This is a genomic window from Nodularia harveyana UHCC-0300 (genome assembly GCF_034931085.1).
GTDB lineage: Bacteria > Cyanobacteriota > Cyanobacteriia > Cyanobacteriales > Nostocaceae > Nodularia > Nodularia harveyana.
The window spans coordinates 1-7,635 of record NZ_JAYGHG010000057.1; the positions used below are offsets into that span (position 1 = coordinate 1).

Annotated in this window: 12 protein-coding genes and 1 pseudogene; 8 read left to right on the plus strand and 5 right to left on the minus strand. The window is 36.2% G+C overall.

Translation table 11 applies throughout. The features are described 5' to 3' along the window. Positions 1 to 122: 122 nt before the first annotated feature. The 3 genes and pseudogenes from VB620_RS20490 to trxA form a co-directional block, all read right to left on the minus strand. Positions 123 to 377: pseudogene (locus tag VB620_RS20490) on the minus strand (DUF2887 domain-containing protein); the annotation flags it as partial. A 102-nt stretch (positions 378 to 479) separates the two neighbouring features. Next, positions 480 to 1,700: a glycosyltransferase gene (locus tag VB620_RS20495; protein ID WP_323198004.1), complete on the minus strand. Its 1,221-nt coding sequence runs from the start codon at positions 1,698 to 1,700 to the stop codon at positions 480 to 482. Between the two features lie 387 nt (positions 1,701 to 2,087). After that, positions 2,088 to 2,414: a thioredoxin gene (gene trxA, locus VB620_RS20500; RefSeq protein ID WP_323198005.1), complete on the minus strand. Its 327-nt coding sequence runs from the start codon at positions 2,412 to 2,414 to the stop codon at positions 2,088 to 2,090. A gap of 120 nt (positions 2,415 to 2,534) precedes the next feature. Between trxA and VB620_RS20505 the strand changes: the two genes are divergently transcribed. The 6 genes from VB620_RS20505 to VB620_RS20530 all read left to right on the plus strand — a co-directional run bounded on the left by VB620_RS20505 (position 2,535) and on the right by VB620_RS20530 (position 5,510). After that, the gene (locus VB620_RS20505) at positions 2,535 to 3,251 is read left to right on the plus strand and encodes a cyclase family protein (protein WP_323198006.1); all 717 of its coding nucleotides are present in this window, start codon (positions 2,535 to 2,537) and stop codon (positions 3,249 to 3,251) included. A gap of 232 nt (positions 3,252 to 3,483) precedes the next feature. Continuing rightward, positions 3,484 to 3,849 (plus strand): VOC family protein, encoded by a 366-nt coding sequence (locus VB620_RS20510; RefSeq protein WP_323198007.1) that lies wholly within the window; start codon positions 3,484 to 3,486, stop codon positions 3,847 to 3,849. Between the two features lie 325 nt (positions 3,850 to 4,174). Then, positions 4,175 to 4,543, plus strand: a complete 369-nt coding sequence (locus VB620_RS20515) for a cyclic nucleotide-binding domain-containing protein (protein WP_323198015.1) — start codon at positions 4,175 to 4,177, stop codon at positions 4,541 to 4,543. Positions 4,544 to 4,579: 36 nt separating this feature from the next. Next, a complete protein-coding gene (locus VB620_RS20520) occupies positions 4,580 to 4,711 on the plus strand; it encodes a hypothetical protein (RefSeq protein ID WP_323198008.1) in 132 nt (43 codons plus the stop codon). 53 nt (positions 4,712 to 4,764) lie between these two features. After that, positions 4,765 to 5,082 carry a hypothetical protein gene (locus tag VB620_RS20525; protein WP_323198009.1) on the plus strand — a complete coding sequence of 106 codons (318 nt, stop codon included), beginning with the start codon at positions 4,765 to 4,767 and terminating at the stop codon, positions 5,080 to 5,082. A 5-nt stretch (positions 5,083 to 5,087) separates the two neighbouring features. After that, positions 5,088 to 5,510 (plus strand): HNH endonuclease, encoded by a 423-nt coding sequence (locus VB620_RS20530; protein ID WP_323198010.1) that lies wholly within the window; start codon positions 5,088 to 5,090, stop codon positions 5,508 to 5,510. A 318-nt stretch (positions 5,511 to 5,828) separates the two neighbouring features. Here VB620_RS20530 and VB620_RS20535 read toward each other — a convergent pair whose 3' ends face one another. Next, positions 5,829 to 6,164 carry a XisI protein gene (locus tag VB620_RS20535; RefSeq protein ID WP_323198011.1) on the minus strand — a complete coding sequence of 112 codons (336 nt, stop codon included), beginning with the start codon at positions 6,162 to 6,164 and terminating at the stop codon, positions 5,829 to 5,831. Continuing rightward, positions 6,152 to 6,568: an element excision factor XisH family protein gene (locus VB620_RS20540; protein WP_323198012.1), complete on the minus strand. Its 417-nt coding sequence runs from the start codon at positions 6,566 to 6,568 to the stop codon at positions 6,152 to 6,154. The genes VB620_RS20535 and VB620_RS20540 overlap by 13 nt, the downstream gene beginning before the upstream one ends. A gap of 228 nt (positions 6,569 to 6,796) precedes the next feature. Between VB620_RS20540 and VB620_RS20545 the strand changes: the two genes are divergently transcribed. Beyond that, positions 6,797 to 6,976 carry a hypothetical protein gene (locus tag VB620_RS20545; protein ID WP_323198013.1) on the plus strand — a complete coding sequence of 60 codons (180 nt, stop codon included), beginning with the start codon at positions 6,797 to 6,799 and terminating at the stop codon, positions 6,974 to 6,976. A gap of 97 nt (positions 6,977 to 7,073) precedes the next feature. Beyond that, entirely contained in the window at positions 7,074 to 7,538 is a 465-nt protein-coding gene (locus VB620_RS20550; protein WP_323198014.1) for a hypothetical protein, read from the plus strand. Positions 7,539 to 7,635 lie beyond the last annotated feature (97 nt).

The following is a 7,635-nucleotide window of genomic DNA, read 5'->3' on the forward strand; positions in this document are numbered from 1 at the left end:
CCAACTACAACAGAAATGGTTGATAAACTAATCTCAGTTGCACTCGACTTAATCAATCCTCAACATTTAAGAAACTGGTTTGCTAGTTGCTGCTACTGTACTTCATAATAGCCGGAAATGCTGTATAGCAGCGATTCTGAAAAAAACCGATGGTACAATAATTCGTCTTTTTGAAACTGTACCTCGGCAAAAAAGATAATTTGGGGTGTTACATCTGGTGGTGGTAAAAATACCCCATCAATCCGAAATGTTGGTTCTTTGACTTCAACTGATTCAAAGCGATAATTTTGGGCTGCTGTTGGGGGCTGTTCTATTAATTCAAATAGCAGCCGAGGGGAACGCTGAAAAAGTTTATAAAAAATGGCATCACGTCTCACAAAGTAATCCTCTTCAGGTGTGGACTAACTAGAGTTGATAATAGCTCGTATAAAAATACATATCACAAAACTTACCCCCAATTGTTTCTAAATATTCAGCATTCAGGATGGCATCAATCCCATTTCCTGTAAACCTTGGCGTAGTCTGTTAGCTTCTGCGGGGTTTTGTTGTTCGTAAAGCAGGATGGAATTTTGAAAGGCTGTTAAACTACCTTGAACATTGCCAACTTTTAACTGTACTACCCCTAAATTTTGATAGGCTTGGGCATAGTTGGGATTAAATTTGATGGCTTTTTGGTAAGAGGCGATCGCATCAGTAAATAAACCCAAAGCTTTGAATAACATTCCCAAATTATAATATCCTACAGCAAAAGTAGGGTCAATTTTTAAAGCTGTTTCATAAGCTGTTTTAGCACCATTCACATCACCAGAAGCTTTTAATAAGTTGCCTAAATTGTTATATGCACCTAATTTAAGTATAGGATAAATTGGCAGTTTAATCGCCGATTGATAATGATTTATAGCTTGTTGAGTATCTTGTAAATGATTGTGGGCAATGCCTAAATGGTAATGTAATTCATATAAAATTTCATAGTTTTCTGCTGGCGTTCCTTCCTCATTTACAGAAATCACCTGCTGTAAACCTCTTTTTAATAACTTTAACCCTGGGGTAAGTTTACCACTCTGCACATATAATGCTCCTAACTTACTGCAAAGATAGGGATCATTGGGATGGGTAGCTAGAAAAGCCTCCATTGTGGTTTTGGCTTTAGCGTATTTATTATTTTGGGCGATCGCCGTTTTCTGATATCCTTTATGTGAAATAGCCACCCCTTGTAAATAACCAATTTGCCAATGAGGTTCCTGGTTTAAAATTGCCGAGACACTCTCATCTACCAAAGCATGATAGGGACGTTCAAAGTGAATCTGGGGATGATTACGAAACAATCGAGACACCAAAGAATAAGGAGATTGTTCCGCGCCTACTTCTTGACGTACCAGGTTAATTAGCAGATATTCTTCATTTTCAATTGCCGCCCTGATTTGTGGTATGATTTCCCTCGTTAGAGTTTCATCAGCATCCAAGACCAAAATCCAATCACCAGTTACATATTTGAGTGCTGCATTTCGCGCCGCGCTGAAGTCATCACACCATTGAAAATGATATACTCTCGCACCCAATTCTTGAGCAATATCAGGAGTGCGATCGCTTGAACCAGTATCTAGTATGATCATTTCATCCACCACACCCTTCACACTATTTAAACATTTAGGTAGTGTGGCTACTTCATTTTTAACAATCATGCAGAGACTTAGTTTCATATCACCGAAAAACTATGATTTCTGGTTAATGGGCTGATATCACCGAATTTAATTATGTGCCAAAATCGGCATTCGGTAATCATGTATAAATTTATCAGTGGTGTAATGTAAATTACCTTTAAATTAAAGTTAACTAATCATATAACTTTAAACTCATCAAATATTATACATACCCTGTTATAATTCTTCTATTCCAGTACCTACTTAACAGGAATATTATGATAAATAATTAAGATATTAATTATCTCTTAATTACAAACTCTTGCAGGTTGATCAGTTACATCAATGAAGTTGCATAGAATAAGATTTCCAGAATAATTGAACGCAGATAAAGACGGACAAATTAATGGATTTTATAATTCTATGCAGCCTTAGATAAAATTGGTATTACAGTAATTTATCAACCGCAGTAGTAAACTGTTCATAAGGAGAAACACCCACAATAGTTTCTGCTAAATTACCATCCTGGAATATTAAAACCGCCGGAATGCTACGCAGACCAAATTTTTTGAAAATGGGCTTATTATTATCAACATCAACCTTTACCACCTTAACGCGATCTTTGTATGCTTCCGCTAATTGATCCATCAATGGACTCACAAGACGACAAGGACCGCACCAAGTAGCTGTAAAATCAACAACTACAACTTTTTCATTACTTAAAAGAGCATCAAATTCACTTTCTTCCACATAAGCAACTGTATCACTAGACATGATTTAAATTCTCCTATCTCAAATTTTAGTAAAAAACTAACTATAAAAACTATACTCCTTTCTGCGCGTCAAGAAAAAATTATCAAATTCTAGATCAAAAATCCGTGATTATTTGCATCAATGAACAAAAATAGCCACACCATAACCTACTCAAAAATCATACATCTTAGCCATATAATAGATATAGATATTCCCCAATGGACTGGTGATCCTCCAGTTGAATTTAGCACCGTCGCTAACATCCCAGAGGATGGTTATTATCTGCGACGTTTTAGTTTAGGAGAACACAGCGCTACTCATATGAATGCGCCTAACAGTTTTCACCAGCATGACATAGGAATTGACCAATATTCGGCTGAGTCGCTGGTATTACCTGGGGTAGTTATCGATGTCTGCGAAGCAGCACAGCTAAATCCTGATTACGTCTTGACTATTGCTGATATTCTGGCTTGGGAGGAAAAAAACGGTGAAATTCCTGCGGGGAGTTTAGTTATCCTTTATACTGGATGGCAAGATAAATGGTTAGATAAAAATGCCTTTTTTAACCGAGATTCTCAGGGAATTATGCACTTTCCTGGATTTAGCTACGATGCGACTCAGTTTCTGTGGGAAAAACGGCAAATTGCTGGTTTAGGTATTGATACTCATGGTGTAGACCCTGGAAAAGATCAGACTTTTGATATTAATAGTCTAGTATTGGCACAGCAAGGGATTATTTTGGAAAATCTCACCAATTTAAATCAGCTACCAGCTACAGGTACTACTTTAATGATTGGTATTTTGAGGTTGCGTGATGGTTCTGGTTCACCGGTGGGGGTATTGGCGTTAATTCCATAACTTGTTCAGAAATATTCACTTTTCAGAAAATTGTAACGCGCCTGATCATCAGTAAGAGAAAATTAATCGCTAAAATAGAGAAACTACATCAATATTAAGCAATAGTTTGGTAATTCAACCATAAATCAGCCAGAATATTTCATCAGTAATAAATATGATTGTTTATTTGTGGTGACTTTGCTGTTTATGTAGATTTTAGCCAAAGTAATTTTCCAAAAATGGAAGGTGTGATATGACAATTACTTTAGACCATACAATCATCCCTGTACATAACAAAGACAAGTCTGCACAGTTTTTTGCAGAAATTTTTGGGCTAAAAGTTAATAGTCCCGTTAGTCATTTTGCTGTTGTGCGTGTCAATGACCAATTAACTTTCGATTTTGCTGATAGAGAAGAATTTGAATCTCACCACTATGCTTTTCATGTCAGTGATGAAGAATTTGATGCCATTTTTACCCGCATCAAAAACATGGGAATTGAATATAGTAGCGACCCCATGCATCAAAAGACGGGTGAAATTAATCAGAGAATGGGAGGACGCGGTTTTTATTTCTATGACCTCGATGGTCATAATTTAGAATTATTGACTCGTGCTTAACTTCAAAGTTAATAAAATTGCAGGAGTAGCCCAGATTAATTAATCCAGACTACTGCTGCTACACCCCTTGCACAATAAAAAGATACCACTGACTAAAAAGGTATGTCTGCCAAATTGCCAAATAACGGTGTTTTGCTGGGTTAGGTTCTAGAAAAAAATCCGGTTTGTGGGCAAAAATTTAATTTAATGTCGTAAATTTGAGTTTATTAACCAATTTGTTGGGTAATGGTTATCTATGCTACTAAATATCTGTTATAGTTTTATCGGTTCTGGTGTTGCCAGACCAAGCATACCCCTAAAAATCCAGAGAGTTGGCGACTGTCTTATGTTAAGTCCTGTAGTTACCCTCAGCATCTTTCAAAAACAACCAGACCCCCAAACATTTTCCCCTGGTGAAGTCATTTTTAAGGAAGGACAGCCTGGTGATTGTATGTATGGGATTTTAGAAGGAGAGGTGGAAATATTAGTTAATGACAAGAGTATAGAAATAATTCATTCCGGTGAGGTGTTTGGTACTGGTATACTTGTGGGGATTAAAGCAAGAACCTATACGGCGATCGCTAAGACTAATTGTAAACTTGCATATTTAGACGAGTCTGGGTTTCTGTTTGCAGTTCAAGAAACGCCTGTATTTGCAATTAAGGTGATGAAAAGTTATTCAGAACGCCTCAGTCGCTTGCAGCATAAGCTATAGAATTTAACTCGCTGCAAATTCAGTATATTGTGGGATTTGATTGATGCTATTATTCATGAATGGCATGAAAGTGCGATCGCTATTAGTAGTCCTGAGTTAGCAGCAGCTTTTAATGGTCAGGCTGATGAAATCCCATTAACACAGCCATCTATTAGCGGTGGTGGGTGAATTTTTTTTCATGTAAAGCCTATACTAAAAATTAAGTAATTTTTACAAAAGTCATGAGTACCCAAACTAATTCGCCTCCTGGTGTTGATTATGCACCCTTGGAATTGCAAGGGGAATTAATCGCTATGCAGCAATTAATGATTGAGGATTTATTACCTATTGCTCAAAGTAAAATTCCTGAAAGTCAACAAGAATTACATTTCCAACTTTTAGAAAAAAATCAAAATAATCAATTAAATGAATCAGATAGGTTGTTGTTGAAGTCGCTGCGAGTGAGCGCTGATTATTTAATGTTGAAAAAAGCCTATGCTTATGCACTTTTACGGTGGAAAGGCTATTCTCTGCCAGGTTTTGAGCAATTAGTAGATTAATATCAGTGTCATCCATCCCTAAATCTATTCGTCAACAAGTCATTAATGAGGCTGGATATAGATGTGAATATTGCCGCACATCTAGCCGTTTAATAGGTATGCCTTTAGTTATGGATCATATTTTGCCTAGTTCATTAGGTGGAAGTGATGAGCGAGAAAATTTATCTGCTTCCTGTTATCGCTGTAATGAATTTAAAGGGGCAAAAACAAAGGCTAATGATCCTGTAACTAATGAATCTATATCTTTGTTTAATCCTCGTCAACAAAGATGGTTAGAGCATTTTCAGTGGGCAAATGGTGGTACTCATATTATTGGTATAACTGCTTGTGGAAGAGCAACGGTTCTAGTTTTAAGGTTAAATAATGAAGATATTGTACAAGCTAGGGCAATTTGGATTAGTTTAAATTGGCATCCTCCTAATGATTAATGACGCTGAGATTTTTGGGTCTTTATTTAGAAGCCCTGGCGATTATAAATCGCGGAACCATACAAACGAAATCCACCTGCGTGGACTGATAAACAAGATTTTGAACCCGCTTAGGCGTGTTTTGTATGTGTAGATGCGAATTATAGCAAAAGTCAAAAGTCAAAAGTCAAAAGTCAAAAGTGAAAGACTCTCTGTAACTGGGTTTTAAGCTTTTGCCATGTCCTAACAACCTTGGCGGTTGCTATACATTCGCCGGATGTTTAAATATTTTTTATCTCACGCAAAGGCGCAAAGTCGCAAAGGAAGAATCGCAAGGTTTTAACTAATTGCAAATTCGGTATATTTTCTGATATCGGCTGGTTGGAAGGCTAAAACTATTTGATTTTTAGGAATACCAGCGTTAACAAGTTCGTTGGCTATACCGTATTCTGTTCCGTCCCTTTGAATCCAGATTTTATCGTTGATTATGTCAATATGAACTAAGCAACCATGCACTCGTTGATTATTTTCCCAGCCTAATGTTAGTAGTAGGTAATGGTTGGCGGTTTGGTCTATTATTAGTTGTCTTTCTAGTTCTCCGTAGGCGTAGGAAAGTTGGGAATATTCGGTTAAGATTTTTTGAATGATTTGGCGATATTTATCTAAGGTATCCATTGCAGTATAATCTCTTGTTTGGAGTCGAAGACAAGTAAACAAAGGCGTTGATTTTCTAATAATATTGTACCAACTGGTTCTTGAAATAGTTCTGAGTAGGTTTCTTGACGAATAGCGAGATATAAGCGGCGTTCAGGTTCTAAGCGTGAGAGAATGTCGTAATATAAGATATATTGCCCTAAAGCGTTTTCTAGGTCGGTGACTGGAGAAGCACCTATAAAGCTTTTAATTTCGATTGCTATTTTCTGTCCGGTTTTTTCGGCGGCTATGAGTTTTTCTGCACCTAAGTCTATATATAAATCTCTTGTACCCCATTTGAGAACAAATGGATCTTTAGTGATTTGCCAATTATCTTTTTCTAGGGCATTTCTAACGGTATTATGGTAAATGTCTTTAGCTGGCATAAGAATAAATTTATACTACAATATATCGTATATTAATTTGGGTATTTACAAACAGCCCTGGCGATTATAAATCGCGGAACTATACAAACGAAGTCCACCTGCGTGGACTAAAACAAGATTTTTGAACCTACATAAGCGGGTTTAATCTGTGTAGATCAAGTTCTAATTTAGTAACATAGGATATACTGAATTAAAGTATTTTCTAGATCACTAAATGAGGAAAAATCTATGACTATGGAAAATAATACTATTCCCCCTATTGATTATGCACCTCTGGAATTGCAAGAGGAATTAATTAATATGCACAAATTAAAAACTGAAAAATTATTAGAAATTGTTAAGGGTGAATTTCCAGAAATTCAAAAAGAATCTCAGAGGATGTTTGAAAAGTTTTTAATGTATAAATAAACCCCTCTCCAAACCTCTCCCCGACACGGAGAGAGGCTTTGAAACCCCCATTCCCTGGTAGGGAAGGGGGGAAGGGGGGTTAGGTTTTTGGAGATTATTGGTTTCATCTAATACTTTTCAAACACCCTCTCAGCTATCCCTATTAGCTGATAATTCAGATAATCAGCAAAGTGAATCTGAGAAAAATAATCAACTAAGTGAATCAGATAAATTTTTAATTAAACGAGCTTATGCTATTGCACTTTTGTACGCTCAAGGTCGTTCTCAAGAAATTAAGGATCTTTCCAAAAAGAAAGACACAGTTGATTTTGCAAGAGTATGGACTAAGTTAATAGTTTCTATAAACTCTACTATTGATGATGAAACTTTAAATAACTGGATTAATCAATTTGATTGTGTGATTGCAAGTCCTCCCTTTCAAACTAAAAAACATCAATGTATAGAATTACTTTTACTGGATAATTTAAGACTAAATAAGAATAGTAATGAGTTAGATAGGAATTGTAAGTGCTTTATTCCTGTAATAAACCATATACCCCTCTTCTGTCACTTTCCGGAATAAGGAAGTAGTTAAGGAGCTAAATCATCCAGAATCATAAAAGGGTTTAAATTGATTCATGGCTGCAATTAAATTATTGAATCCCAGTAACAACTGTGAA

Coding starts and splice junctions, on each gene's coding strand:
- VB620_RS20495 (WP_323198004.1), bottom strand. CDS start 1,700: ATGAAACTAAGTCTCTGCATGATTGTTAAAAATGAAGTAGCCACACTA.
- trxA (WP_323198005.1), bottom strand. CDS start 2,414: ATGTCTAGTGATACAGTTGCTTATGTGGAAGAAAGTGAATTTGATGCT.
- VB620_RS20505 (WP_323198006.1), top strand. CDS start 2,535: ATGAACAAAAATAGCCACACCATAACCTACTCAAAAATCATACATCTT.
- VB620_RS20510 (WP_323198007.1), top strand. CDS start 3,484: ATGACAATTACTTTAGACCATACAATCATCCCTGTACATAACAAAGAC.
- VB620_RS20515 (WP_323198015.1), top strand. CDS start 4,175: ATGTTAAGTCCTGTAGTTACCCTCAGCATCTTTCAAAAACAACCAGAC.
- VB620_RS20525 (WP_323198009.1), top strand. CDS start 4,765: ATGAGTACCCAAACTAATTCGCCTCCTGGTGTTGATTATGCACCCTTG.
- VB620_RS20535 (WP_323198011.1), bottom strand. CDS start 6,164: ATGGATACCTTAGATAAATATCGCCAAATCATTCAAAAAATCTTAACC.
- VB620_RS20540 (WP_323198012.1), bottom strand. CDS start 6,568: ATGCCAGCTAAAGACATTTACCATAATACCGTTAGAAATGCCCTAGAA.
- VB620_RS20545 (WP_323198013.1), top strand. CDS start 6,797: ATGACTATGGAAAATAATACTATTCCCCCTATTGATTATGCACCTCTG.